Annotated in this window: 28 protein-coding genes; 6 read left to right on the top strand and 22 right to left on the bottom strand. The window is 60.8% G+C overall.

All coding sequences use genetic code 11. The features are described 5' to 3' along the window. Window positions 1-198: 198 nt before the first annotated feature. Entirely contained in the window at window positions 199-1,011 is an 813-nt protein-coding gene (locus J3361_RS12405) for a cytochrome c (protein ID WP_207964838.1), read from the top strand. A gap of 126 nt (window positions 1,012-1,137) precedes the next feature. Here the strand turns inward: J3361_RS12405 and J3361_RS12400 are convergent, their stop codons facing one another. From J3361_RS12400 to J3361_RS12335, 14 genes are all read right to left on the bottom strand, one after another. Beyond that, the gene (locus J3361_RS12400; protein ID WP_207964837.1) at window positions 1,138-1,941 is read right to left on the bottom strand and encodes a transglutaminase family protein; all 804 of its coding nucleotides are present in this window, start codon (window positions 1,939-1,941) and stop codon (window positions 1,138-1,140) included. Further along, window positions 1,938-2,888, bottom strand: a complete 951-nt coding sequence (locus J3361_RS12395) for an alpha-E domain-containing protein (RefSeq protein ID WP_207964836.1) — start codon at window positions 2,886-2,888, stop codon at window positions 1,938-1,940. Before J3361_RS12395 ends, J3361_RS12400 begins: the two co-directional genes overlap by 4 nt. Before the next feature lie 9 nt (window positions 2,889-2,897). Further along, entirely contained in the window at window positions 2,898-4,307 is a 1,410-nt protein-coding gene (locus J3361_RS12390; RefSeq protein WP_207964835.1) for a circularly permuted type 2 ATP-grasp protein, read from the bottom strand. A gap of 385 nt (window positions 4,308-4,692) precedes the next feature. After that, window positions 4,693-5,034, bottom strand: coding sequence for a ribonuclease E inhibitor RraB (locus J3361_RS12385; RefSeq protein WP_003179463.1), 342 nt, complete (start codon window positions 5,032-5,034; stop codon window positions 4,693-4,695). Window positions 5,035-5,235: 201 nt separating this feature from the next. Continuing rightward, on the bottom strand, window positions 5,236-5,472 hold the full coding sequence (locus tag J3361_RS12380; protein WP_186730199.1) for a hypothetical protein: 237 nt from the start codon (window positions 5,470-5,472) through the stop codon (window positions 5,236-5,238). Between the two features lie 138 nt (window positions 5,473-5,610). Beyond that, on the bottom strand, window positions 5,611-6,219 hold the full coding sequence (locus tag J3361_RS12375) for an START domain-containing protein (protein WP_207964834.1): 609 nt from the start codon (window positions 6,217-6,219) through the stop codon (window positions 5,611-5,613). Between the two features lie 53 nt (window positions 6,220-6,272). Continuing rightward, a complete protein-coding gene (locus J3361_RS12370) occupies window positions 6,273-6,527 on the bottom strand; it encodes a YkgJ family cysteine cluster protein (protein ID WP_207964833.1) in 255 nt (84 codons plus the stop codon). A gap of 148 nt (window positions 6,528-6,675) precedes the next feature. Further along, window positions 6,676-7,152, bottom strand: coding sequence for a translation initiation factor 2 (locus J3361_RS12365; RefSeq protein WP_207964832.1), 477 nt, complete (start codon window positions 7,150-7,152; stop codon window positions 6,676-6,678). Window positions 7,153-7,237: 85 nt separating this feature from the next. Next, window positions 7,238-8,680, bottom strand: a complete 1,443-nt coding sequence (locus J3361_RS12360) for a PLP-dependent aminotransferase family protein (RefSeq protein ID WP_207964831.1) — start codon at window positions 8,678-8,680, stop codon at window positions 7,238-7,240. Between the two features lie 200 nt (window positions 8,681-8,880). Then, window positions 8,881-9,690, bottom strand: coding sequence for an OmpA family protein (locus J3361_RS12355; RefSeq protein WP_207964830.1), 810 nt, complete (start codon window positions 9,688-9,690; stop codon window positions 8,881-8,883). Then, the gene (locus J3361_RS12350; protein WP_072406275.1) at window positions 9,687-10,046 is read right to left on the bottom strand and encodes a DUF4398 domain-containing protein; all 360 of its coding nucleotides are present in this window, start codon (window positions 10,044-10,046) and stop codon (window positions 9,687-9,689) included. The genes J3361_RS12355 and J3361_RS12350 overlap by 4 nt, the downstream gene beginning before the upstream one ends. Before the next feature lie 9 nt (window positions 10,047-10,055). Beyond that, complete coding sequence (locus J3361_RS12345) at window positions 10,056-10,880, bottom strand: transporter substrate-binding domain-containing protein (RefSeq protein ID WP_207964829.1); 825 nt, start codon at window positions 10,878-10,880, stop codon at window positions 10,056-10,058. Between the two features lie 76 nt (window positions 10,881-10,956). Further along, window positions 10,957-11,886, bottom strand: coding sequence for an FAD-binding protein (locus J3361_RS12340; protein ID WP_207964828.1), 930 nt, complete (start codon window positions 11,884-11,886; stop codon window positions 10,957-10,959). A 2-nt stretch (window positions 11,887-11,888) separates the two neighbouring features. Further along, on the bottom strand, window positions 11,889-12,638 hold the full coding sequence (locus J3361_RS12335; RefSeq protein WP_028620627.1) for an electron transfer flavoprotein subunit beta/FixA family protein: 750 nt from the start codon (window positions 12,636-12,638) through the stop codon (window positions 11,889-11,891). 544 nt (window positions 12,639-13,182) lie between these two features. On the opposite strand from J3361_RS12335, the gene J3361_RS12330 reads away from it, so the two are divergent. Next, complete coding sequence (locus tag J3361_RS12330; RefSeq protein WP_207964827.1) at window positions 13,183-14,847, top strand: electron transfer flavoprotein-ubiquinone oxidoreductase; 1,665 nt, start codon at window positions 13,183-13,185, stop codon at window positions 14,845-14,847. A gap of 183 nt (window positions 14,848-15,030) precedes the next feature. Here J3361_RS12330 and J3361_RS12325 read toward each other — a convergent pair whose 3' ends face one another. Then, window positions 15,031-15,921: an AraC family transcriptional regulator gene (locus J3361_RS12325; RefSeq protein ID WP_186730202.1), complete on the bottom strand. Its 891-nt coding sequence runs from the start codon at window positions 15,919-15,921 to the stop codon at window positions 15,031-15,033. Window positions 15,922-16,101: 180 nt separating this feature from the next. Between J3361_RS12325 and J3361_RS12320 the strand changes: the two genes are divergently transcribed. Further along, window positions 16,102-17,154, top strand: a complete 1,053-nt coding sequence (locus tag J3361_RS12320) for an NAD(P)-dependent alcohol dehydrogenase (protein WP_186707215.1) — start codon at window positions 16,102-16,104, stop codon at window positions 17,152-17,154. A 6-nt stretch (window positions 17,155-17,160) separates the two neighbouring features. Here J3361_RS12320 and J3361_RS12315 read toward each other — a convergent pair whose 3' ends face one another. The 5 genes from J3361_RS12315 to J3361_RS12295 form a co-directional block, all read right to left on the bottom strand. Next, window positions 17,161-17,964: an IclR family transcriptional regulator gene (locus tag J3361_RS12315; RefSeq protein ID WP_013693986.1), complete on the bottom strand. Its 804-nt coding sequence runs from the start codon at window positions 17,962-17,964 to the stop codon at window positions 17,161-17,163. Window positions 17,965-18,022: 58 nt separating this feature from the next. Further along, window positions 18,023-19,333: an MFS transporter gene (locus J3361_RS12310; RefSeq protein WP_207964826.1), complete on the bottom strand. Its 1,311-nt coding sequence runs from the start codon at window positions 19,331-19,333 to the stop codon at window positions 18,023-18,025. 227 nt (window positions 19,334-19,560) lie between these two features. After that, on the bottom strand, window positions 19,561-20,709 hold the full coding sequence (gene dgoD, locus J3361_RS12305) for a galactonate dehydratase (protein WP_186707213.1): 1,149 nt from the start codon (window positions 20,707-20,709) through the stop codon (window positions 19,561-19,563). Between the two features lie 48 nt (window positions 20,710-20,757). Further along, on the bottom strand, window positions 20,758-21,378 hold the full coding sequence (locus J3361_RS12300) for a 2-dehydro-3-deoxy-6-phosphogalactonate aldolase (RefSeq protein WP_207964825.1): 621 nt from the start codon (window positions 21,376-21,378) through the stop codon (window positions 20,758-20,760). Between the two features lie 19 nt (window positions 21,379-21,397). Continuing rightward, entirely contained in the window at window positions 21,398-22,378 is a 981-nt protein-coding gene (locus tag J3361_RS12295; protein WP_207964824.1) for a 2-dehydro-3-deoxygalactonokinase, read from the bottom strand. A gap of 188 nt (window positions 22,379-22,566) precedes the next feature. On the opposite strand from J3361_RS12295, the gene J3361_RS12290 reads away from it, so the two are divergent. Then, window positions 22,567-23,199 (top strand): glutathione S-transferase, encoded by a 633-nt coding sequence (locus J3361_RS12290; protein ID WP_207964823.1) that lies wholly within the window; start codon window positions 22,567-22,569, stop codon window positions 23,197-23,199. Window positions 23,200-23,202: 3 nt separating this feature from the next. Here J3361_RS12290 and J3361_RS12285 read toward each other — a convergent pair whose 3' ends face one another. Continuing rightward, window positions 23,203-23,685 (bottom strand): GNAT family N-acetyltransferase, encoded by a 483-nt coding sequence (locus J3361_RS12285; protein ID WP_207964822.1) that lies wholly within the window; start codon window positions 23,683-23,685, stop codon window positions 23,203-23,205. Between the two features lie 168 nt (window positions 23,686-23,853). Here J3361_RS12285 and J3361_RS12280 point away from each other — a divergent pair, with 168 nt between their 5' ends. Next, complete coding sequence (locus tag J3361_RS12280) at window positions 23,854-24,201, top strand: hypothetical protein (protein WP_207964821.1); 348 nt, start codon at window positions 23,854-23,856, stop codon at window positions 24,199-24,201. 32 nt (window positions 24,202-24,233) lie between these two features. Then, the gene (locus J3361_RS12275; RefSeq protein ID WP_207964820.1) at window positions 24,234-24,614 is read left to right on the top strand and encodes a Rho termination factor N-terminal domain-containing protein; all 381 of its coding nucleotides are present in this window, start codon (window positions 24,234-24,236) and stop codon (window positions 24,612-24,614) included. A 953-nt stretch (window positions 24,615-25,567) separates the two neighbouring features. Here J3361_RS12275 and araH read toward each other — a convergent pair. After that, a complete protein-coding gene (gene araH / locus J3361_RS12270) occupies window positions 25,568-26,536 on the bottom strand; it encodes an L-arabinose ABC transporter permease AraH (protein WP_025214842.1) in 969 nt (322 codons plus the stop codon). Window position 26,537 lies beyond the last annotated feature (1 nt).

Genomic DNA, 26,537 nt, shown 5'->3' with positions numbered 1-26,537 from the left:
CCAAGCCGGACTCATTCTCTTTGCCACGACGCTGCTGTTGATTTTGCCGAATATCACCAAGGTGATCGGCTGAATACTGCGCGAGGGCATCTGCATTATCCAATACGTTGTGTCGCCAAAAAATGTGATGGGTCCTCTGTTCGAGCTGCGATGGCTATGCCAACCTTTGCGGCCCCCTCGACATGGAAGGCGAACGATTTGAAAGCTCTCATTGTGTTCGGGGCGTTGCTGCTCAGCACGCCCCTTTATGCCGCGCAACTGGTGCTGGAGTTGGGCGAGAGCACGCGCACCTGGCAAACCGAAGAACTGCTCAAGCACCCGGACGCGCGGACGGTCCAGATCGCTGAGGACGTTTCCTACAAGAAACCCATGAGTTATCGAGCCGTGCCGCTGACGTCACTGTTGACGGGCATCCAGCCGGACGATCATCTGCAAGCCGTTGCCCTGGACGGCTTCGCTGCCGAAATGCCCGCGGCGCCACTCCTCGGCAAAAGCGGAGCCCGGGCCTGGCTGGCGATCGAGGACCCGGCCAAGCCTTGGCCGTCGCTGGGAGAAGGCAAATCCAGTGCCGGGCCTTTTTATCTGGTCTGGACCGATCCCCAGGCGGGTCATATCAGCCCGGAACAATGGCCCTACGCGGTGGCGAGCATCAAGCGCCTCTCGGCCGTGGCCGAACGCTTCCCGGCCCTGCTGCCGGCGCCCAACCTGGCCAAGGACGATCCGGTCAATAAAGGTTTCGCACTGTTCCAGAAAAACTGCCTGGCGTGTCATCGGCTCAATGGTGCCGGCGATGCGCAGTTCGGTCCTGACCTGAACATTCCTTTCAATCCGACCGAATACTTCTCCGGGGACTTCCTCAAGCGCTACATTCGCGACCCGCAAGCGCTGCGTCGCTGGCCCCAGGGCAAGATGCCCGGGTTCTCGGCAGCGGTATTGCCGGATTCGGAGCTGGATTTGTTGGTGGGGTATTTGAAGCATATGGCGGGGCGCAAGCAGCCATTGGCCCCGTGAGATCGCTTTTTTGTTGCGAGGGAGCTTGCTCCCGCTGGGCTGCGTAGCGGCCCCTAAAAGCTTGCGAGCGCTTCGCACTCGAGCGGGAGCAAGCTCCCTCGCCACAAGAGTTCGCTCACCAAGCGGCTACTGCTGTTGCACCGTGATCACCGGCGCCGCTGTCACGACCAACTTGGCGTGCATCTGCTCGCAACCGCCGCCGCGGCGCATGCCTCGAACCGGACAGGCGTCCAGGTAATCCAGGCCCACGGCCAGTTTCAGGTGCCGCTCCGGACGGGCCAATTGGTTGGTCACGTCAAAGCTGTACCAGGCATCGTCCAGCCAGGCTTCGGCCCAGGCATGGCTCGCCAGGTGTTCGCTTTCTTCGCTGAACAGATACCCCGACACATAACGCGCCGGCACGCCCAGGCTACGCGCGCAGGCCAGGAAGGCATGGGTATGGTCCTGGCACACCCCGCTACGACCGGCAAAAGCCTGGGCCGCACTGGTCTCGATTGCCGTGGTGCCAGGGGTATAGATCATGTGCTGGTTCAGCCCATGCATCAGGTCGATCAGCGCCGTACGATCGCGGCGCTGCTGGCATTGCTGCGCGGCGAAGGCTCGAAGGTCTTCGTCCGCCTCGGTCAGCCGGGTGAAACGCAGGAACGGCAGCGCCGACTGGCTTTCATGTTCGGCTTCGCGCGACGGATCGATATCCACCTGCCCGCGGGCGCCGATGATCACCGTTTCGTGGGGCTCATCCAGGGTCAGTACGTGCAGGATGTTGCCGAACGGATCCAGTTGCGCCCGCACTGGCCGTGGCAAATCAAGCTGCCAGCTCAGCACGTGCTGGCGTTCGCTGTCGTGGGGCGTCAGGCGCAGGTACTGGATGCTGGCGCGAACCTGGTCTTCATAGTGGTAGGCCGTTTCGTGGCTGATCGAGAGTCTCATATGATCTCCAGGTAGGAACTGTGAATGGCGTCGCCCAGTTCACGGACCAGTGGGATGAATTCGGTGAGCCAGGCATGCAGGCCCCCGTCGAGGATTTCGGTGATGCCGGTGTAGCGCAGGCGTGCGTCCATTTCCGCCGCCAGCCGTTGTGCCTGCCGGCCGTTGGTGCCCGGCAGGCTGGCGAGGATTTGGTTGATTTCCTCGGTGCAGGCGCGCAGCGAGCGCGGCACGTCGGCGCGCAACAGCAGCAACTCCGCCACATGGCGAGCGCCCGGGGCTTCACGGTAAATCTCGGTATAGGCCTCGAAGGACGACAAGGCCCGCAACAAGGCGCTCCATTGGTAGTACGCGTGGGCCGTGCCATCGCTGACCTCGTCGGCCTGGTCGCCGGCCATTTCGTAACGCGCATCGAGCAAGCGCAGGGTGTTATCGGCCCTTTCGATAAAGGTCCCCAGGCGAATGAACCGGAACGCGTCGTTACGCATGATGGTGCCGTAGGTGGCGCCGCGAAACAGGTGCGAGCGCTCCTTGATCCACTCGCAGAAACGGCTCATGCCGTAGCGATTCAAGCCTTGCTCGGCGATACCGCGGATTTCCAGCCAGGTGGCGTTGATGTTTTCCCACATGTCGGCGGTGATTCGGCCACGTACCGCGTGGGCACTGGCTCGCGCGGCGCCGAGGCAACTGTAGATGCTGGCCGGGTTGGCCGCTTCCAGGGCAAAGAAGTGCAGCAGGCGCTCGGCGTGCAGATCACCGTGTCGCTCCCGGTAATCGTCCAGCGTGCCGGTGATCAGCAAAGGCATGGCCAGCTCGTGCAGGCCGTCGCCACGCCCGTCCTGGGGCATCAACGACAACGAATAGCTGACGTCGAGCATCCGCGCGAGGTTTTCCGCTCGCTCCAGGTAGCGCGACATCCAGTACAAGTCCGAGGCGGTTCTACTCAGCATGGCAGTTCCTCAATCCTCGACCACCCAAGTGTCCTTGGTGCCGCCACCCTGGGATGAATTCACCACCAAGGAGCCTTCGCGCAACGCCACCCGTGTCAGCCCGCCAGGGACCACGCGGGTCTCGCGGCCGGCCAGCACGAACGGACGCAAGTCGATGTGGCGCGGGGCGATGCCATTTTCGACAAAGGTCGGGCAGGTCGAGAGCGACAACGTCGGCTGGGCGATGTAGGCGTGCGGCTTGGCCTTGATCCGCTCGCGAAAGGCATCGATCTGCGCCGTGGTCGCGGCTGGCCCCACCAGCATTCCATAACCGCCGGAACCCTGGGTTTCCTTGACCACCAGGTCGGGAAGGTTCGCCAGTACGTGGGAAAGTTCAGCGGGATTACGGCACTGCCAGGTAGGAACGTTCTTCAGGATCGGCTCTTCGTCCAGGTAAAAACGGATCATGTCGGTGACGAACGGGTACACCGATTTGTCGTCTGCTACACCTGTGCCGATGGCATTGGCCAGCACCACGTTGCCGGAACGGTAGGAGGACAACAGACCCGGTACGCCGAGCATCGAATCCGGGTTGAAGGCCAGGGGATCGAGGAATGCATCGTCGAGGCGCCGGTAGATCACATCCACCGCTTTCGGGCCGTCGGTGGTGCGCATGTACACTTTGTCATCCCGTACGAACAGGTCGGCGCCTTCCACCAACTCCACACCCATTTCCCGAGCGAGGAACGCGTGCTCGAAGAACGCGCTGTTGAAACGCCCCGGCGTCAGCACCACGACGCTGGGGTCGTCCAGTGGGCTGGAGCTTTTCAGGGTGTCGAGCAGCAGGTTCGGATAATGGTCAATGGGAGCGATGCGCTGGGCGGCGAACAGTTCGGGGAACAGGCGCATCATCATCTTGCGGTCTTCGAGCATGTAGCTGACACCGCTGGGCGTACGAAGATTGTCTTCGAGCACGTAGTACGTACCGTCACCGTCGCGCACCAGATCGACACCGCAAATGTGCGCATAGATGTCACGATGCAGGTCCTGCCCCTGCATCGCCAGTTGGTATTGCTCGTTGGCCAGCACCTGCTCGGCGGGAATGATGCCGGCACGGATGATCCGTTGTTCATGGTAGAGGTCGGCCAGGAACATGTTCAGCGCCTTGACCCGCTGGATGCAGCCGCGCTCGACCACCCGCCATTCACTGGCAGGGATGCTGCGCGGGATCGTGTCGAACGGAATCAGGCGCTCGGTCCCCTGCTCGTCGCCGTAGAGCGTGAACGTAATGCCGGCACGATGAAACAACAGGTCGGCTTCGCGTCTGCGTTGCGCCAGCAGCTCGTCTGGCGTGTCGGCCAGCCAGCGGGCGAATGCCTGGTAGTGCGGGCGGACCTGGCCGTTGGCATCGTACATTTCATCAAAACCGCTGCGGATCATGCCGTACTCCTTGTCACCCTGGCAGCAAGCTTCGCAAGCCCCGTGCCATCGGCATAAACGCTTTATGATCAACGGGTTGGATTCTCCACTTACAGGTCGCGCACTTTTATGGTGCGGCAAATCCCCCCAACCCGCTGCCCCCGCTTCATTGCGACGCAGGGGCGTCGCTCTCCTGAGCATAGTCGACTCTTTGACGGTGGTTGGCTGTGCCATCGCCATCGCGAGCAGGCTCGCTCCCACAAGGGATCCGTGGTGAATGCAGATTTTGTGACTGCTTGAGCTCAACTGTGGGAGCGAGCCTGCTCGCGATAGCGGTGGATCAGATGCGCACATGAAAACGGCCGACACAAAGGTCAGCCGTTGCTGTGGCTGCGGTAAGTGATTGTCAGGCCTGCAGGCGCCGGATCTCTTGCTTGACGCCCCACCCTTCGATCACACCACCCAAAGGTTCGACGACGGCCTCGAAGTCTTGCTCGAAGTCGCCAATATCATCGTAAGTGGCGTACATCACCCTGCTCAGTTCCAATGACCAAGCCCCGTCGTCCCGTGCACTGATCTGCGCGTTCAACGATTCGCCCCGAAAATGACCTGCCGCCCTGCGCGCCCGCTCCTCGTCCGGGAAAATGGCGTAGAACTCAATGGGATGGAATCGGGAAAAATCGAAACCGCCTTCTTTCATGCGGCGCAATACGCTGGTGCTGATGTCTTCTTGATAGGCTGTGCTCATGAAACGTCCTCCTAAAACCGATGGATAGACTTTCCGTCTTCCCGTGCGAGAAGCCCTCAGGCTGCAAGCGATACGGCATCAAATGGCCGTCGGGACACAAGCATGTAGCTGACAAGACCGGACCTTGGCGATCCTTTCGCTGATCTCAATTGCAGAGTAGCCGCAAGTGATGGCCACTGCCAAGCGAGACCAGGCAAGGTTTCATGAAATTGGTGTAATGCTGACGATTTCGATACTGTTCTGGGACTTGAGATTCTTGACCGTCGGGTCTTCGGTGCGGTTCTCCAAGTCGTTCATATCCAGCTTGTTGAGCACTGGAAGCAACCTTTCGCGAATCAGTTGGGCAGCCTGCTCCATGGTGGGCTTCTGGTCATAGTCGAACTGCTCGACGGTGGTTTCACCGTGATCGTCAATGAAAGTGATTTCCCACTTTTGCATCAGTGTCTCCTTGATCAATTCAGGACCTGGCTTACCTCTATCTCGACATTGGCGGTGGGACAATCGTTCCGCTGGGTGCTCGGACGGCACACATGAAAAGACCGCCTCGGGGGCGGTCTTTTCATCAGCGAATACTGTTTATTTTTCAGCGCGCTCTTTCAACGCTTTCAATGTATTGAACGGCGCATCCACCACGAACTTGTTGGCCACCATGGACGGTACGCTACCACCCGGCTCGGTATGGACCTGATAGATCACTTCGACCTGGTCCGCGCCCTTGGGGGTGAACGTCCAGAAACCCTCGACCTTGGTCACGCGCACAAAACCCTTCTCCTCAGGCAAGTACTCAGGCAAGCCCTTGAGCTTACGGGTCAGGCTGCCATCGGCGCCCTCCTCGGTCGTGACTTCCAGCACCGAGTCCCGGGGCGTCACCGGCCATGGCGTGTTGAACTGGGTGTAGGTCCAGCTCTGATTGCCTTCGTGCTTGAGCAATTTCTGGCTCTTGCACTCATGAATCCAGGCGCAGGCGCCCGCAACGTCCTCTTGCAAGCTACGCAGCTTGGCCATGGAGGTTTTCATCACTGTTTCGCCGCGATAAGCCTTGTACTCGGAGCCCGCCACTTCACTGAGGGAAACCTTGATGCCGTCCTTCTCCTTGGCAACCTGCCAATCCTCTGCCTGAGCGGTGGCCGTTGCCAGCAACACGGTCAATCCACACAACACAGCCATACGATGCAGCGAACCCATAGTGTTTTCCTTATTGTCCAAGTTCGTTCATTTCGGATCCGTTCATTGACCCATCACGCTGCCGTGACTTGCTCCCACCAACCGATCAGGCGGATCGCCTCTTGACTGCTGTCGCCGCACACCTCGATGTCGGCTTCGAACGCCGAGCACACGGCCGGACGCTCCGGCTGGCCGAAAATCTGGCACAGGTTATCGACTGACAATTGCACACAACGTTCTCCCGCCGGCTTGCCTTGGGGCATGCCAGGGATTGGCGAGCTGATAGAGGGGGCGATGCAACAGGCACCACAGCCTTCACGGCATTTCACGACGACCACATCCTCGCGACAGGTAATGATGAGTAACAGTCCACAGAGTAACGGCTAAAACACTCGTTTTAAATTACCGTCTGCGTGTTTTTTTGCCTCGGACAAGATGACCGAACGGTCAGCGACGAACTGCAGGTTTGTCGAAGGTCTATTGCTTGAATTCGAAATCCAGCGCCGCGCCTTCTACCTCATTGCGCTCCTGATTACGCAGTGGCAGCTGCATTTCATTGCTCAACAACCGGCCATTGAGCTGGAACGGTCCGGGTTTATCTCCGAACATTGACGGCAAGAGCGGTTCACGCTTGGGTAGCGGCACCTTACCCGGTGGCTGCAGTTCCTCGACCATGTCATGGGGCAGGCTCAAGTCCAGCTTGGCCGGTGGCAATGGGGTCCTGGCGACCTCTCGGGCGGATTTGCTCTTGGACGCGATGGGCGCGCGTTTTTTCTTCGCGGCGGTCGCCTTTTTAGGGGAAGGCTTCTTGGCCACTGCGGTTTTTTTTGGCACGTCTTTCGTGGCACTGACCGCCGGTTTTTCCTGCGCCGGAGCCGCCACGGCAACGCCTCCCATTTGGAAGGCACTCAATAGGCCGATCAAAACCCAGGCAACCGGGACAATGGCTTTCATAGACACTACAGCACTGACGGCAGAGATCCCCATGCTCGCCTGATAATGAGGCGCTGACAAGCACATCAAGCTAACCCGCTGATTTCTATAAGAACCCGTTGGCCGTCTCTTGGCACAATTGCGTCGCCAACAACCCCAGCGTCATCAGGGCCCGCTCTGCCTCGCGGTTCCAAGGTGTACCGCAATTCAAGCGAATACAGTGATTGAACTGCTCGGTGTTACTGAAAATGAGCCCTGGCGCGATGCTGATGCCTTGTTGCAACGCCCGCACATGCAATTCCTGGGTATTGACCCGTCCCGGCAGACTGACCCACAGGATGAACCCACCAGTGGGACGGCTCATTTGCGTGCCTTCGGGAAAGTACTGTTGCACCGCCAGCTGGAAAGCGCTGAGGTTCTTGCGGTACTCCTGGCGGATATAGCGCAGGTGTCGGTCATAGCCCCCGTTTTCCAGGTACGCGGCAATGCCCATTTGCGTGACGCTGCATGCCGAGTGCGTGCTGAAGGTCTGGAGCCGCTGTATTTCCTGCTGGAACTTCCCTGCGATCATCCAGCCGATGCGCACGCCTGGCGACAATGTCTTGGAAAAACTCGAACAGTATATGACTCGATCCAGCCGGTCGTAGGCCTTGAGGGCCTTGGTGCGCCCCTGCTCGAACATCAGCTCGCCGTAGATATCGTCCTCGACGATCTGGATATCGAAGTCCGACGCCAGGCGCAGCAATTGCTTTTGCCGTTCTTCGGGCATGGTGCCGCCGAGGGGATTGCTCAGGCGCGTGGTCAGCACCAACGCCTTGATAGACCACTGGTTGGCGGCCAGTTGCAAGGCTTCCAGGCTCATCCCAGTGACCGGATCGCTGGGAATCTCGATGACCTTGAGGCCCAACAGATCCGCCAGTTGCAGCAAGCCGTAGTAGGTCGGCGACTCGGCGGCGATCAAGTCCCCCGGCCGCGTCAGTACCCGCAAGGACATCTGCAATGCATCGACACAACCGTGGGTGACCACGACCTCGGAAGGGTCCACCACGACACCGGCATCGCGCATGCGAATCGCCACTTGGCGCCGCAACGGCTCGAAGCCCGGGCTGAACATGTAGCTGAACGCCCGTGGGCTGTGGAAACGCGTGACCTTGGCCAATTGCTGATGCAAGGCCCGAACCGGCAGATAGTCGACGCTCGGCACGGCCGCGCCCAGGGGGAACACCCCTTCGCGGCGCGACTCGACCAACACCTGCTGGATGATACTGCTGCGCGTGACCAGCCCCGGACGCTCTACCCGGGCAATGTCCGGCGTCGGTGCCGTCAGGGCCGGCGTCTGGTGCACGTAGTAGCCCGATTGCGGCCGCGCGCGAATCAGCCCCTGATCTTCGAGGTTGGCGTAGGCCTGCAGCACCGTGGCGTGGCTGACGTTGAGCTGCGAGCTCATCTTGCGCACCGACGGCACGCGTTCACCGGGCTGATACACACCGCGCCGGATGTCTTCAGCCAGCTGTTGAGCAATACGTTGATAGAGCAGGAGGTTGGTCATGACGCAGCACTCGATTTCACGGGCATTTTATTCTTGTCGGAAACGATACCGGAACAGTTTAGAAGTGTACTGGGACAGTTGCCAGATTACTCGACAGTACAGTGGAGTGACAGCTCTAACTGTACTCATCCTGCATCGACCGAAGGGCCAAAAAAACCCGGCGCCTTTTACAGGGGCCGGGTTTTCCAGTGACGCAGCCCTTAGCGGGCGGCGCCGAGCTGGCCTTTTTCGTCGGAGAACACAATTTCAACGCGACGGTTCTGTGCCCGGCCACGCTCGGAAGCGTTGACGTCTACGGGATACTCATCACCGTAGCCTTCGACCTGGATGCGTTTTTCATCAATCCCCAAGTCCACCAGCACATCCGCCACTGACTGTGCGCGGTCGCGGGACAACTTGAGGTTTTCCTGTTTGCCGCCGGTACTGTCGGTGTACCCCTCGATACGCACCACGCGCTTGGGGTTGAGCTGCAAGAACTGCACGATCTTGAGCACGACCCGGTTGGCCGAGTTTTTCAGTTCCGCTTCGCCGGTGTCGAACAGTACGTCGCCCAAGGTCATCACCAGACCGCGATCGGTCTGGGTGGTCGCCATCGCCATGATCTGTTCTTCGAGCCATTTGCCCTGCTGCTGCACGCTCAACAATTTGGACTCACGCAAGGCCAACTGCAGGCGCTGGCGCTCCAACTCGAGCTTCGCCGCGCGCTCTTCGTTAAGCACCTGGTTACTGTGCTCTCGGGCGATCGCACTGTAGCGCTGGCTCAGGTAGGCGTAATGTTGCACATCCTCGCCGCTGCCCCAGTAGCTGGACAGGCGATCGGCACGGGCCAGGGACTCGCCGGCGCGGATCACGTCCCGAGGCGCGGCACGCAATACGTTGGCGTCTTCCTTGACCTTCTGGAAATCGGTGCTGGCCTGCTCGAGCGCCGCTTCGCTGCGCTGGCCAGCGCAGCCATACAAGCTGGCCAGGCCGGCGAGGACCAGGCCGCCCAATACGTGGGAGTGCTTCATTGGGCATCCTCCCTCAATTGTTTGCGCAAGCGCTTGATGCGGGTGTCGAGCACGTTCAGTTGCTCCTGGCTCTTGAGGGTCAGCACCTTCGCTTCGGCCAGTCTGGCGTCGAGTTCAGCCTGTTCGGCCCGCATGCGCGCCTTCTTGTAGGATTCGTCGGCCATGTTGGATTTAGCGCGGGCGAATTTTTCTTCAGCCAGTTTCAATTCCGGCACTTCGTCGGCTGTGGCGCCAACGGCCCGGGCTTGCTGCAATGCCTGTTCGGTCAGGCGGATCTGTTCATTCGGCGCCGGATCGGCTGCGCAGCCCGCCAGAGCCAGAACGGCCAGGGCAGCGAAAAGAGGTCGAATAGTCACTAATGTTCCCTACTGTTTTGGGGCACTGACAGGTGGCTGCAACTGTGTTTTCCAACGCTCTAGATTGCGCTGCAACACAGCCTCCGTCAGACCGGACGCGGCCAATTCTGTCATCTTTTGCGCCAGCTGTCCGCGTAACCATGGGTCATTGCAGGCGGAGTTATGGGAAACCGCGAGAAACAGTCCGGGTTTGTCCACCGGTTGCGGTGCGGCTTGCAGATCGTTAGCCATCCCCAGTGTCTGCGCCATCGCCAGGCCCGAATAACGCCCCGCCAGGACATATTCCACCTCTCCCAGCAGCAACTTCTGAAAGGCCTGGGTCAGGTTGGACGTGCGCACCAGGGATAATTGCTGCTCGGCAAAAACGCCGAATCCCTGGGTCATTGAGGCTTTTTCCGACAAGGCCCCGGGATGACCGTGAAGATCTTCGGGCTGGTTGACGACCAGCGTCGAGTCCTTGCGGGTCCAGACCAAGTAATCGTTTTCCAGCAAGGGCGGATGAACGTAATCCAACGCTTCAAGCCCGGTGGCGGTCAGCGGAGCGTCGGTGAGCAGGTCCATGCGCCCACTGCGCACTTCGTCCAGCGCCTGGGCGCGCTTGCCGGCATACAGCAGTTCGATTTTGATCCCCAGCTCCGCCGCGACGTGCGCCAGCAGATCGGCACCGGCACCGATCAGGTGCTTGGGATCTTGGGGGTCTTGCCAGAGGTAAGGCGGTGCGTCCGGGCTGCCGGTGGCGATCAGTCGTTCACATTTGCCGGCGGCGAAAGACAGGCCCGGCACGAACGCCAACGTGCACAGCAACGAACAGCCGGTCAAACGACGCAGATCCATGGCGATAAGCTCCTCTGATGCGGAAAATAAAAAGCCCGGCCAAAGGGCCGGGCTCTTTATAAGTGAAGACGCCGGATTAGACCAGCTTCTCCAGCTCAGGAATGGCTTCGAACAAGTCCGCTACCAAACCGTAGTCAGCCACCTGGAAGATCGGCGCTTCTTCATCCTTGTTGATCGCAACGATCACCTTGGAGTCTTTCATGCCGGCCAGGTGCTGGATCGCGCCGGAGATACCGACGGCGATGTACAGCTGTGGCGCAACGATCTTGCCGGTCTGGCCGACCTGCATGTCGTTCGGCACGAAACCGGCGTCGACCGCGGCGCGGGAAGCACCGACGGCGGCGCCCAGCTTGTCGGCCAGGGCGTACAGGTGCTTGAAGTTGTCACCGTTCTGCATGCCGCGACCGCCCGAAACGACGATCTTGGCAGCGGTCAGTTCAGGACGGTCGGACTTGGCCAGTTCTTCGTTGACGAAGCTGGAGATGCCGGCGTCGTGAGCAGCGCCTACGGCTTCAACGGCAGCCGAGCCACCTTCGGCGGCAACCGGGTCGAAACCGGTGGCACGGACGGTGATGACCTTGATCGCAGCGGTCGATTGCACGGTGGCAATGGCGTTGCCGGCGTAGATCGGACGCTTGAAGGTGTCAGCGCTTTCTACCGAGATGATCTCGGAGATCTGGTCGACGTCCAGTGCGGCAGCAACGCGCGGCAGGATGTTTTTGCCGTTGGAGGTGGCGGCAGCCAGGATGTGGCTGTAGCCCTTGCCCAGCTCAGCTACCAGCGGAGCAACGTTTTCCGGCAACTGGTGCGCATAGGCGGCGTTGTCGGCCGACAGCACTTTTGTCACGCCAGCGATTTTCGCAGCGGCTTCGGCAACGGCGCTTGCGCCCTGCCCGGCCACCAGGACGTGCACGTCACCACCGATTTTGGCAGCGGCAGCAACGGTGTTCAGCGTGGCCGGAGCCAGCGCCTTGTTATCGTGTTCGGCGATTACCAAGATAGTCATAGTCAGATTACCTTCGCTTCGTTTTTCAGTTTCTCGACCAGTTCAGCCACCGACTTGACCTTGATGCCCGCGCTGCGTGCAGCCGGCGCTTCGACTTTGACGGTCTTGTTGGTGGAGGCGGTGGAAACGCCCAAAGCATCCGGAGTCAGCACTTCAAGCGGCTTCTTCTTGGCTTTCATGATGTTTGGCAGCGACGCATAACGCGGCTCGTTCAAACGCAGGTCGGTGGTGACGATGGCCGGCAGTTTCAGGGAAACGGTCTGCGCGCCGCCGTCGATCTCGCGGGTCACTGCAACGCTGTCGCCGGACACTTCGACTTTCGAAGCGAAGGTGCCCTGACCGTAGCCGCTCAATGCCGCGAGCATCTGGCCGGTCTGGTTGTTGTCGCTGTCGATGGCCTGCTTGCCGAGGATCACCAGCTGTGGCTGTTCCTTGTCGACAACGGCCTTGAGCAGCTTGGCCACGGCCAGGGAAGTCAGGTCTTCGGCGGATTCGACGAGGATGGCGCGATCGGCACCCAGGGCCAGCGCGGTGCGCAGTTGTTCCTGGGCGGTGGTCGGGCCGATGGAGACGACGACGATTTCCGTTGCCACGCCTTTCTCTTTCAGGCGTACGGCTTCTTCCACGGCGATTTCGCAGAAGGGGTTCATCGACATCTTGACGTTGGCGAGGTCGACGCCGGAGTTGTCCGCCTTGACGCGAACCTTGACGTTATAGTCGACCACTCGTTTGACAGCTACAAGAACCTTCATGGATTCCTCGTTACTCTCCGGTGAAAAAAAGTCGCCTAGGCGAACCTGGCGGTTGATGCTCGTGGGCGCAAGGGCACCTCTAAAAACGCCGGCATGAACCACACATGACCCAGCTCACGGGAGTGAAGACCATTCGTCAGTGATGACCGATGAGTCATTCATTATCGCGGCGTGTAAACTGCGCCTCGGAACCGCGCAATACGTCACTTTGTGCTGCCTTCGCCCTGTCTTTAGAGGTGCTCTTGAAACCAACAGTCAGCCTACGGCGAGCGCAAAACCGCCCGTATCTTGACCGGAACGCCTATTCCGGTCAATACGGCAAAATGGCCAGTCATAAGCCGTACGTCAGTGATTTATCTGGGCTGCGGCAATTTCAAACAAACGTTTGTATTGGACCCTGAGAGTGGTGTAGATATAATGCGCCGCTTAAGAGAGACCCGCGTTTCATCCATTGTCGCTTTCGTCGCTTTTCGCGAAGGAAACAACGGATGCAACGCCAAACCTCCAATTAGAAAAACTGTGAGCCTTGAGTAGGAGATAGCCTGTGGAACGCGAATACATGGAATTCGACGTGGTCATCGTCGGTGCCGGCCCCGCTGGCCTGTCTGCCGCTTGCCGACTGAAACAGAAGGCCGCCGAAGCCGGTAAGGAAATCAGCGTCTGCGTGGTCGAAAAAGGTTCCGAAGTCGGCGCGCACATCCTCTCCGGCGCGGTGTTCGAGCCCCGCGCCTTGAATGAGCTGTTCCCGGACTGGAAAGAACTCGGCGCACCGTTGAACACGCCCGTCGTACGCGATGACATTTATGTCCTGAGAAACGCCGAGGCCGCGAGCAAAATCCCTGACTTCTTTGTGCCCAAGACCATGCACAACGAAGGCAACTATATTATTTCCCTGGGCAATCTGTGCCGCTGGCTGGCCCAGCAAGCCGAGAACCTGGGCGTGGAAATTTACCCAGGCTTCGCCGCCCAGGAAGCGCTGTTCGACGAAAACGGTGTGGTTCGCGGAATCATCACCGGCGACTTGGGTGTCGACCGCGAAGGCAACCCAAAGGAAGGCCTCTACACCCCCGGCATGGAATTGCGTGGCAAATACACGCTGTTCGCCGAAGGCTGCCGTGGTCACATCGGCAAGCAACTGATCAAGCGCTTCAACCTGGACAGCGAGGCCGATGCCCAGCACTACGGCATTGGCTTGAAGGAAATCTGGGAAATCGACCCGGCCAAGCATCAACCTGGCCTGGTGGTGCACACCGCTGGCTGGCCGCTGGACATCATGGGCACCGAGAACACCGGCGGCTCCTTCCTCTATCACCTGGAAAACAACCAGGTGGTGGTCGGCCTGATCGTCGACCTGTCCTATAGCAACACTTTCCTGTCGCCGTTCGACGAGTTCCAGCGCCTCAAGCACCACCCGGTGCTCAAGCAGTACCTGGAAGGCGGCAAGCGCGTCAGCTACGGCGCCCGTGCCATCTGCAAGGGCGGCCTGAACTCGCTGCCGAAAATGGTCTTCAAGGGCGGTGCGCTGATCGGTTGCGACCTCGGCACCCTGAACTTCGCCAAGATCAAGGGCAGCCACACCGCCATGAAATCCGGCATGCTCGCCGCCGAGGCCGTGGCCGATCGCCTGTTCGCCGAGTCCGAAGGCGGTGATGAACTGACCGCCTACGTCGACAGCTTCAAGAACAGTTGGCTGTACGAAGAGCTGTTCGCCAGCCGTAACTTCGGTGCGGCGATCCACAAGTTCGGTGCGATCATGGGTGGCGGTTTCAACTGGCTCGACCAGAACATCTTCGGCGGCAAGATTCCGTTCACCCTGCATGACAACAAGCCCGACTACGCGTGCCTGAAACTGGCGGCCGATTGCAAGAAGATCGACTACCCGAAACCGGACGGCAAGATCAGCTTCGACAAACTCAGCTCGGTGTTCATCTCCGGTACCAACCATGAAGAAGAACAACCCTGCCACCTGAAGCTGACCGACCCGAGCATCCCGATCAGCAAGAACCTGCCGCTGTACGACGAACCGGCCCAGCGCTACTGCCCGGCTGGCGTGTACGAAGTGGTGACCAAGGAAGACGGCGAGAAGCGCTTCCAGATCAACGCCCAGAACTGCGTCCACTGCAAGACCTGCGACATCAAGGACCCTGCGCAGAACATCACCTGGGTATCGCCGGAAGGCGCTGGCGGGCCGACTTACCCGAACATGTAAGCCGCTGCGCTGAACATCAAGGCTCCCGTAATGGGGGCCTTTTTGTTGCCCCCGATTCTGGCAACCACGCCGAACCAATGTGGGAGCGAGCCTGCTCGCGAAAGCGGTGTCTCAGTCGCCATTTGTGTTGGATGATAAACCGCTTTCGCGAGCAGGCTCGCTCCCACAGGGATCCTGAGTGGATCAGGCCGCGCGCTCTTCCCCGGGATTGCGCTCGAAGTAGCGCTTGTATTCGCGACTGAACTGCGACGGGCTCTGATACCCCACTTGATGCGCGACGTGGGCCACGCTCATGCCCTCGCACATCAGCAGGCGCTGGGCCTTGAGCAGGCGCAACCGCTTGAGGTACTGCACCGGCGACAGCAAGGTGCTGCGCTTGAAATGCTCATGGAAGGTCGAAGCGCTCATGTTCGCGCAACTGGCCAAGGTCTCGACGTTCAGTGGTTCGGTGAAATGCGCATGCAGATGGCTCAGGGCTGCGGCAATCCGAGCGAACTGGCCTTGCTGTTCCACCAGCGCCCGCAGCACATCAGCCTGGGGACCGCGCAACGCGACGAACAGCAACTCCCGCAATCGTGCCTGGCCCATGACCTGGCATTCCAGCGGATCGTGCAGGCAGCGCAACAAGCGTTCGACACACCCACGCATGGCGTCATCGAGCACTGCGCAGGTCATGGATTCCGGTGTCTGGGGCGGTAGATTCCGACCTGGCATCAACCCCATGGAAAGCACCAATTCCCCCAACATCGCTCGATCGATCGCAACGGAAACGCCATACAGCGGAGCATTGGGCATGGCGTAGGTTTCGCATTCGAACGGCACCGGCAAGGCCTGGATCAGATAATGCCCGGCGCCATATTCCATTGTGCGTGGCCCCAGGTAGGCCAGTTTGCTGCCTTGGGCGATGATCACCAGGCTCGGTTCGTAGAGCTGCGGGCCACGAGCGACATCCTGGCTGGCACGCAGCGCGTGCACGCCAGGCAGTCTCGTTGGGACGAAACCGTCGCGAGTCGCCAAGGGTTCTATCAGTGAAACCAACGTGGCGTTGGCATCGAGATGGCGGGTCAACAACATGGTCGAAAACTTCACGGAAAATGGGATGAAACCATCATCGCAGGTCTGGCGTCACATGGAATCAAATCCTGGCCAATGCCGGAGGATTAGGCATGACAGGCGGAGGAATCGCCATCGCCGCCTGCCGCCATGACTCCCAGAATGGATTCCCTCACCGTTCACTGCTTAGCGAGGTCCATCATGTACACAGCCATCGGATATGCCGCCCAATCGGCCACCACTCCCCTCGCCCCCATGAAGTTCGAGCGTCGCAGCCCGCGAGCCGACGATGTGGCGATCGATATTCTCTACTGCGGGGTCTGCCACTCCGACATCCACCAGGCCCGCAATGAATGGGGCATTGCCGTCTACCCGCTGATGCCCGGCCACGAAATCATCGGAAAAGTCACCGCCGTCGGTGCGAATGTTACCGCTCACAAAGTCGGCGACTTGGTCGGCGTGGGCTGCATGGTCGACTCCTGCCGCGAGTGCGAAGCGTGTCGGGCTGACTTGGAGCAATACTGTTTCGAAGGCATGACCCAGACGTACGCCAGCCCGGACCGCGTCAGTGGTGGCCACACCATGGGCGGTTATTCCGACAGCATCGTGGTCAGCGAGCACTTTGTGTTGCGCATCCCGCAAACACTCGACCCGGCCAGCGCCGCACCGCTTCTGTGCGCCGGCATCACCACTTACTCGCCCCTCAAACACTACGGTGTGAAGGCTGGCGACAAGGTCGGCGTGCTGGGCATGGGCGGCCTGGGCCATATGGGCATCAAGTTCGCCAAGGCCATGGGCGCAGAAGTGACCTTGTTCACCCGCTCGGCGAGCAAGGCCGAAGAAGCCCGTCGTCAGGGCGCAGACCATGTGATCGTGTCCACCGACGCCGAACAGATGGCGGCTGCCGCCGGACGTTTCAACTTCCTGCTGGACACCATCCCGGTGCAGCACGACCTCAACCCCTACCTCGACACGCTGCATTTCGACGGTGTGCACATCATCGTGGGCCTGGTCGAGCCGGTCGACCCACCGGTACACGCGGCAAAACTGATCATGGGTCGCCGAGTGCTGGCCGGCTCGCTGATCGGCGGTATCGCAGAAACCCAGGAAATGCTGGATTTCTGCGCCGAGCACAACATCAGTTGCGACATTGAAATGCTCGACATCCGCCAGATCAACGAAGCCTACAGCCGCATGATCGCCGGGGATGTGAAGTACCGCTTCGTCATCGACATGGCCACGCTCAAGGCCTGACGCTCGTCAAACCTTGGCGCCCAGTTCCGCCGACAGCCGGGCTGTAACCCCTTTGACCAGGGGAATCAGCTCGGCCATCTTTTCCAGCGGCATGTACGGCACGGTGCTGGCGATGCTGATACCGGCGACGATGCGCTTGCCCGCGTCTCGAATCGGCGCCGCCACACAACGAATCGACGGCTCGTTGTCCTCCAGGTCGAAGGCATAGCCCCCCGCCACGTATTCCACCATCCGTTGCTGGAACTGTTCCCAGGATTGCTCCTGATGCTGGGGCCAGAACTGATTCTTCCCTCCCGCCGGCAGGCTGATTTCATACAGCCGCTTCCATTGTTCCTGCGAATCATCGAGCATCAGCGCCTTGCCGATCCCGGTACGCGCCAACGGCATGCGATGGCCTACGCGCGAACGCATTTCCGGGCCGTTGCGCCCCGGATTCTTCAGCAGGTACAAGACTTCGTCGCCCTCGCGAATCGCCAGGTGAACGGTGTCCCCGGTCAATGCCGACAGCTCGTCCAGGTACGGCCCTGCCAGGCTCACCAGGGGCAGCTCTTCCCGGGCCTGGAAACCCAGCTCGATCAACTTCGGCCCCAGCAGGTAACCCACTTGCGGCACGACGCGCAGGTAACGCTCATCCACCAGGCAACTGGCCAGGCGATGGGTGGTGCTGCGGGTGGTGCCGATCAGCCGAGCGATTTCCTTCAAGTCACGGGCGCCACTGGCGACCGCCTGGACCACGCCCAGGCCACGCAGCAATGTCTGCGTGCCGGTAGGCGCGGCGTCCTTGGTGATTTTTGGATCGTCTTGCTGCATAGCCGGCCTTCAACAGTGAGCGGGAACGGGCGGCATTATGGTCGCCCGCCCCGTCGGACTACAACTCGATACGCTCGACCTTCCCGACCAGCAGGATGTAGGACAGCGCGCCAGCCAATGCCAGGACCGCAATATAGGTAATGGCCGGAGCAAACGAATCGCCGCTGGCGAGGAAGCCAATGACAATCGGCGTGGCGATGGCCGCCAGGTTACCGATGAAGTTGAACACCCCGCCAGTCAACCCGAGCAGTCGTGCCGGCGCCAGGGTGGAAACCAGCGACCAGGTGATCGACGCCAGGCCATTGCCGAAGAACGCCAGGGCCAGGAAGGCGATCACCAGCGGCGTCGACTCGACGAAGTTGGCGCCGATGATCGCAGTCGAGATCAGCAACCCGCCAATGATCGGCAGCTTGCGCGCGAAGCCCACCGTGGCGCCGCGGCGAATCAGCCAATCGGAGAAGAACCCGGAGCACAGCACGCCGACAAACGCCGCGAGGAACGGCAACGACGCCAGCAAGCCAGACTTAATGAAGTCCATGCCGCGATATTTCACCAGGTAGGTCGGAAACCATGTCAGGAAAAACCACAGCGTGGAGTTGAGGCAGAACTGCCCCAAGTAAATGCCCCACAACTTGCGTTGGGTCAGGACGATGCCCAGGTCGGTCCAGCTGAATTTCGCCTTTACCTTGGCAGTCTCGGCCTGGATGTCCACCAGCCCGCCGCCTTCGCGGATCAGTTCGATCTCAGCGGCGTTGGCGCCTTTGAAATCCCGCGGCTCGCGATACACCGCGTACCAGATCACTGCCCAGAGAATGCCCACCGCGCCTGTGGCGACAAACACCATGTGCCAACCGAAGGCGTGTTGCAGCCAAGCCAATACCGGGGTCAGAAAAGCCAGCCCGACGAATTGCCCGGACGTGTAGAAACCGATGGCAGTGGCCCGCTCGCGCTCGGGAAACCAGGTCGTCACCACACGACTGTTGATTGGATAGGCCGGCGCTTCCAGGGCACCGACCGCCATGCGCAGCACGAACAACGCAATGAAGCTGGAGACGAACCCCAGCATCACCGTCGCCACCGACCACAGCAGCAACGCCACGCTGTAGAGGATACGCGGCGGCACCCGGTCCACCAGCCAGCCACCGGGGATCTGCATGGCGGCGTAGGTCCAGCCGAACGCGGAAAAAATCAGCCCGACGTGGATCGGGTCGATGCCCAAGTCAGTGGTCAGCGCGGGGGCGGCAATCGAGAGGTTACTGCGGTCCAGGTAATTGATCACCACGGTGATGAACAGCAGGACCATGATGAAAAAACGCTTGCGGCTGGGCGTCACCAACGACGCCTGCGCGCTCAGGGTGTGCGCTTGCATGTGAGGTGCCTCTTTTTATGTTTGTCGAATACGGCAAGGATTGAGCTAGACCCTGTGGGAGCAAGACCTGTGGGAGCAAGGCTTGCCCGCGATGCAGACGATGCGTTTTCCAGTCAAACCGCGTCATCGTTCATCGCGGGCAAGCCTTGCTCCCACAGAACCCCTTACTCCCACAGGGCCTTGCTCCCACAAGATTCTTTTGCTCCTGCGCAGTGATCAGCCGCAAATCACCACTCGGCAAAACTGCCATCGGCATGGCGCCAGATCGGGTTGCGCCAGCGGTGGCCGATGGCCGCGCGTTCGATGACGTATTCCTCGTTGATCTCGATGCCCAGGCCCGGGCCATTCGGGATCTTCACGAAGCCCTTGTCGTAGTCGAACACCTGCGGATCCTTGATGTAGTCCAGCAGGTCGTTGCTCTCGTTGTAGTGGATGCCCAGGCTCTGCTCCTGGATGAACGCGTTGTAGCAGACCGCGTCCAGTTGCAGGCACGCCGCCAGGGCGATGGGGCCCAGCGGGCAGTGCAGCGCCAGCGCTACGTCATAGGCCTCGGCCATGTTGGCGATCTTGCGGGTTTCGGTGATGCCGCCGGCGTGGGACGCATCCGGCTGGATGATGTCCACGTAGCCTTCGCTGAGTACGCGCTTGAAATCCCAGCGCGAGAACAATCGCTCGCCCAGGGCAATCGGGGTGCTGGTCAGCGGTGCCAGTTCCTTGAGGGCTTCGTAGTTTTCGCTGAGCACCGGTTCTTCGATGAACATCAGTTTGTAAGGGTCGAGTTCCTTCATCAGCACCTTGGCCATCGGCTTGTGCACGCGGCCGTGGAAGTCCACGCCAATGCCGACGTTCGGTCCGACCGCATCGCGCACCGCCGCCACGTTGGCCAGGGCCAGGTCGACTTTTTCGAAGGTGTCGAGAAACTGCAACTCTTCGGTGCCATTCATCTTCACGGCGGTGAAGCCTCGCCCTACGGCCTCTTTCGCCGCGCGGGCGGTGTCCGCCGGGCGGTCGCCGCCGATCCACGAATACACACGGATCTTGTCCCGCACCTGGCCGCCCAACAAATCGCTGACCGACACGCCCAGGGCCTTGCCCTTGATGTCCCACAACGCCTGGTCGATACCGGCCAGGGCGCTCATGTGGATGGCGCCGCCGCGGTAGAAGCCGCCGCGATAGAGCACGGTCCAGATGTCTTCGATGTTGCGTGGGTCCTTGCCGATCAGGTAGTCGGACAATTCCTCGACGGCCGCCGCCACCGTGTGGGCACGCCCCTCCACCACAGGCTCGCCCCAACCGGTCACGCCCTCGTCGGTTTCGACCTTGAGGAAGCACCAGCGCGGCGGAACGATAAACGTGGTCAGCTTGGTGATTTTCATCTTGTTGTCTCTCTTGTCAGATGCAGCGCACGGGCGCTGGAAAAGTCTTCAGTTCAAGGCATTCCATGCGGCCACGTAGGCCTTGGCGCGTACCGCCACTTCATCCGCTGTCAGGCCTGGCTTGAACAGCCCGGAACCGAGGCCGAAACCCTTGACGCCGGCTTCGACGAACACCGCCATGTTGTCCGGCGTAATCCCGCCCACCGGCAACAGCACGGTCCCGGCCGGCAACACCGCGAGCCAGGCCTTGACCACCGCCGGACCCATTTGCTCGGCGGGAAACATCTTCAATACATGAGCGCCCTCGGCCAGCGCGGCAAAGGCTTCGGTGGGCGTGGCGACGCCGGGCGACAGATACAAGCCCGCCGCTTTCGCCGCACGCAGCACCTTCGGGTCGCTGTGGGGCATGACGATCACTTGGCCGCCAGCGGCTTTCACCTGCTCCACCTGTTCCGGCGTGAGCACGGTGCCGGCACCGATCAGGCAATCGGCGGGCAAAGTGCTGCGCAGGATGCGGATACTTTCGTACGGCTCGGGGGAATTGAGCGGCACTTCAATGACACGAAATCCGGCGCTGTACAGGACCTCGCCGATGGCCGCCGCCTCTTCGGGACGCAGGCCACGCAGGATCGCGATCAACCCGTTGTGCGCCAGTGCTTGTGTGAGCATGTCAGACCTCCAGTCAGGTTCAGGGGGCGGTGGAATCGAGCAGCCCGGCCGCCACGGCCAGTTGCCACAAACCGCGTTCGGTGGCCTGTTCGGCCAGGACCACCCGGGCGAAGCCGCAGGCGTCGAGGGCCCGTTGATAACGGACACAGAGTTGGGAGTTGCCGATCAGCACCACCGTCGGCAGGTGCAGGCTGTCGCGGCGACGGCGCTGCACCTCGGCCAGCGCTGCCAGCTCATGGCCGATCAACAGGCCCGAGAGGTAATCCGCCTGGGCACTGGCCGCCAGCTCGCCGGTCAAGCCCAGGCTGCGGGCGCTGAACACGGTAGACAACGGGCCGATCTGGCCGTCCACCGACAGCGCCACTTGCACGCCACGGTCAAACGCCACGCCATCGAAGGTCGTCCCCCGTTGCTGGGTGCGGCCGAGAATGCTGTGGTCACTGAGGACGGCGAAGATCTCGCCGGTCATGAAGGTATCGAAATGCACAATGCAGCCATCGGCCACTTCCACCCATTTCGAATGACTGCCAGGCAGGCCGATCAGCACCGCTTCGTCCGGCAGGCTGTGCAAGGCACCGAGGACCTGGGTTTCTTCGCCGCGCATGACATTGGGCAAACGTGAACGCTGGATCACGCCGGGCACGATGTGCACATCGACTCCGCGAAGGCTGCGAACGGTTTGTAGGGAATGTCCGAGATTGGCGACGTTGGCGGGTGTGTCGCAGTACGGCGCTTCACGCCAGCCTTGGGCGCTGCCCACCATGCCGCAGGCAATCACAGGCAGGCCAGGCTGCGCATCGAGCCAGTCGCCACAAGCCTCGTCGAAGGCCAGTTCAAAACCGTCGATGCACACCCGTCCGGCCACGCTTCGCGGCCCGGACGGCAACTGCATGATCCCCGATGACAGCGAACGCTGCTCGAGCACCTCGCCACCGGCTGCGAGTTTGTAAGCCCGTAAAGAGGTGGTCCCCCAATCGAGCGCGATCAATTGCGCCTGCATCCGCTTCACCTGTTCTGTTTTTTGGCAGTGAGTGGAACGGACTATAAACCTGAGGGCAATAAAATCTCAATATATAAATATCACTCCCATATATTGGGATATCGCAAGCCAACCACAAAGCCAATCGCCATCCGCCCAAGACCCTGCTACGTTTTCTGACCGGACGCCAACCAACTAGGGAAAAAGTGATGGGACAACTGCTGAAAATCCTCGGTCGCACTTCTTCGATCAACGTCAGAAAAGTGCTGTGGACCTGCCAGGAACTGGACATCGCCTACGAGCGCGAAGACTGGGGCATCGGTTTTGCCTCGACCCACGACCCGGCGTTCCTGGCCTTGAATCCCAATGCCCAGGTGCCGGTGATCATTGATGAGAATGGTGTGCTCTGGGAGTCGAACACTATTTGTCGCTACCTGGTGGGCAAGCATGGGCGCAGCGATCTGCTGCCCGTCGAGCCTGCCGCACGGGCGCGCATCGAGCAGTGGATGGACTGGCAGGCCACGGAGCTCAACCCGTCATGGGGGGATGCGTTTTACGGATTGGTGCGCAAACACCCGGATTTCCAGGACCCAAAGCTCATCGCCGCTGGCGTCAAAGGCTGGAACGAGAAGATGGGTTTGCTGGAACAACAGTTGAACCGCACCGGCGCCTACGTGGCCGGTACGGCATTTTCCCTTGCGGATGTGCTTATCGGGCTGTCCGCACACCGGTGGCGCCAGACGCCGATGGAGCGTCCTGACTATCCGGCTGTGGCCGCTTATTGCAAGCGGCTCGAGCAACGCCCTGGATTTGCCGAATACGCCTCCAATGCGTACTCATGAGCATCAATTGCCGTGGGCGAAATCCCGTAGCACCTTGCCGTCCATTCGGTAGCGCACCCACTCTTCCTGTGGTTGCGCGCCGAGGGATTTGTAGAACTCGATGGCCGGCGTGTTCCAGTCCAGCACGCTCCATTCGAAGCGACCGCAATCGTTGTCACAGGCGATTTTCGCCAGATGGCGCAGCAAGGTCTTGCCTGCCCCGCCGCCGCGCTGTTCGGGCGTGATGTACAGGTCTTCGAGGTACAGGCAGTTGCTGCCCAGCCAGGTGGAATAGCTGAAGAAGAACACCGCGAAACCGATGGGCACGCCATCACGCAGGCAGATCAACCCGTGAGCGGTCGCGCCTTCGCTGAACAGGCTGCGCTCGATGTCGGCCACACCGGCGATGACTTCGTGGCGAGCCTTTTCGTAATCGGCCAACTCGGTGATGAAGGCAAGGATTTGAGGCGCATCGCTGGGTTGCGCAGGACGGATCTCGATCGACATGAACAGGCCTTGTAGCCAATTGAAAGCGCCATACTAAGCCGCCAAGCGGCGCTCGTCACATGTTCTGAAAAACAACGCTCATAGCACCGTTCGTCGCCCCCCAGGCACCAACCCCGCGCCAGCACGGCCAAAAATCAGGCAAGCATTCCAAAAAATGGAGGCGACACCATGATCACTTCAAGGCTGACCGCATTCACCTTCGCCGCGCTGCTGTCCTCGGTGGCCTTCGCGGCCTCTACCGACGGCACCGGGCCGACCGACCCCGTGCAAGCGCCCAACTCCCCCGCCACGCAAGGCCTGCCCAAGTTGAATACCGACGGCACTGGCGGCGGTAGCCTGAACAATGGCCAGCCACCGGCCACTGGCACCGATCCGCGCGTGCAGGGTAATGACACGGGGCGCCAGGGTGGCATGAATACGCCGGACTCGACCGCGCCTGATAACGCAGAGACTGGGGTGGGCTCGAAAACCACGACCGGGGGTTCGGGCTCCGAAGGTGGCGCCGCCAGCCAATAGCCTCTGCTCAGACATTTGAGGAGGAACATCCCATGCCTCGTGGAAGCAAAGACAAATACACCGACAAGCAAAAACGCAAGGCCGAGCACATCGAAGAAAGTTATGAGCAAAAAGGTGTGTCGGAGGGCGAGGCCGAAGCTCGGGCCTGGGCGACGGTGAACAAGCAGTCCGGTGGCGGCGAACGCTCCGGTGGCTCAGGCAAGGAAAAACCGGCGGCGGCCAAGAAAACCGACCGCAAGGAATCAGCCCGCCGCGCCGCCAAGACCCGCGAGGGTCACCCACGCACCAGCAAAGCCTCCCATGGGGCCCAGACGGTGGACAGCCTGATGAAGGAAGCCCGGGCGAAGAACATTCCCGGGCGTTCGAAGATGCGCAAGCAGGAGCTGGTCGAAGCGTTGCGCAAGGAGGGATGACTATTGGCGCTAGGGAGGGCGCTATCGCGAGCAGGCTCGCTCCCACATAGGTATGCGCTGTGCCTAGGTCCTGAGCCTGACACTAAAAACCCTGTGGGAGCGGGCTTGCTCGCGAAAGCGGTGGGTCAGCTAAGGAAGTGCTGGATGTGTCGACGCCTTCGCGAGCAGGCTCCCCCCACACTGGTTCTGCGCTGTGCCTAGGTCCTGAGCCTGACACTAAAAACCCTGTGGGAGCGGGCTTGCTCGCGAAAGCGGTGGGTCAGCTAAGGAAGTGCTGGATGTGTCGACGCCTTCGCGAGCAAGCCCGCTCCCACATGGGTCTGTGCTGTGCCGAGGTTTCTGGCCCTGGCACAAAAACCCTGTGGGAGCGAGCCTGCTCGCGAAAGCGGTGGGTCAGCTATGGAGGTGTTGGATGTGTCGACGCCTTCGCGAAAGCCCGCTCCCACACTGGTTCTGCGCTGTGCCTAGGTCCTGAGCCTGACACAAAAAACCCTGTGGGAGCGGGCTTGCTCGCGAAAGCGGTGGGTCAGCTATGAAGTTGTTGGATGTGTCGACGCCTTCGCGAGCAGGCTCGCTCCCACACTGGTTCTGCGCTGTGCCGCGGTCCTGAGCCTGACACTAAAAACCCTGTGGGAGCGGGCTTGCTCGCGAAAGCGGTGGGTCAGCTATGAAGTTGTTGGATGTGTCGACGCCTTCGCGAGCAAGCCCGCTCCCACACTGGTTCTGCGCTGTGCCTAGGTCCTGAGCCTGACACTAAAAACCCTGTGGGAGCGGGCTTGCTCGCGAAAGCGGTGGGTCAGCTATGAAGTTGTTGGATGTGTCGACGCCTTCGCGAGCAAGCCCGCTCCCACATGGGTCTGTGCTGTGCCGAGGTTTCTGGCCCTGGCACAAAAACCCTGTGGGAGCGAGCCTGCTCGCGAGGGCGGTGGATCAGTCGCCAGTAAGCCTGCCGTCTAGCGTTGTTTCAAGCGGTCAATCACCACCGCCAGCAGCAGGATCGAGCCGCGGATGACGTATTGGTAGAAGGTGTCGATGTTCTTCAGGTTCATCGCGTTTTCGATGATCGCCAAAATCAGCACGCCGGCGATGACGTGGCGAATCATGCCGATGCCGCCGCTCAACGACACCCCACCCAGCACGCACGCCGAGATCACGGTCAACTCGAAGCCCTGGCCGATCATCGGTTGGCCCGAGGTCATGCGCGATGCCAGGATCACCCCAGCCAGAGCGCCAATCAAGCCATGCACGGCGAAGATGATGATCTTGGTCCGATCAACGTTCACCCCTGCCAACAATGCCGCTTCCTGATTGCCACCAATGGCCATGGTGTTGCGCCCATAAGTGGTGTAATTCAGCAGCCAGCCGAAAAACAGGAAGCAGACGATGGTGATCAAAATCGGCACCGGCACGCCAAACAACTGGCCGTTACCGAAGACGAAGAACGATTCCTGCGACACCCCCACCGCCTTGCCGTTGGCAAAAATGTAGGCCAGGCCCCGGACGATCTGCATCGTCGCCAGGGTGGTGATCAAGGCGTTGACCCGCAACTTGGCGATGACGATGCCGTTGATCAGGCCGACGATCAGCCCCATCGCCAGCGCCGCGCTGACGCCGAGGAACACGCTGTTGGTGTCGCGCATCACCACCGCCGCGACCACGCCGGCACAGGCAATCACCGAGCCGACCGACAAGTCGAAGTGCCCGGACGCCAGGCAATACAACATGGTGCACGCGGCGATGCCGGTGGTGGAAATGGCCAGGCCCAGGCCGCGCATGTTCAGCGGCGACAGGAAGTTGTCGATCATCAGGGTGCAAAGCACGAAGATGCCGATGGCCGCCAGCAGCATGACCCAGTCATCCAGGAAACGGCGCAGGTCCAGGGGTTTGCGTGCCGTTGGCAGTGCATTGTTTTGAATGGTCATG

The organism is Pseudomonas sp. OA65, from assembly GCF_017498305.1.
GTDB lineage: Bacteria > Pseudomonadota > Gammaproteobacteria > Pseudomonadales > Pseudomonadaceae > Aquipseudomonas > Aquipseudomonas zanjanensis.
The sequence above is the reverse complement of the archived record's forward strand: the minus strand, read 5'-3'. Positions and strand labels throughout refer to the sequence as shown.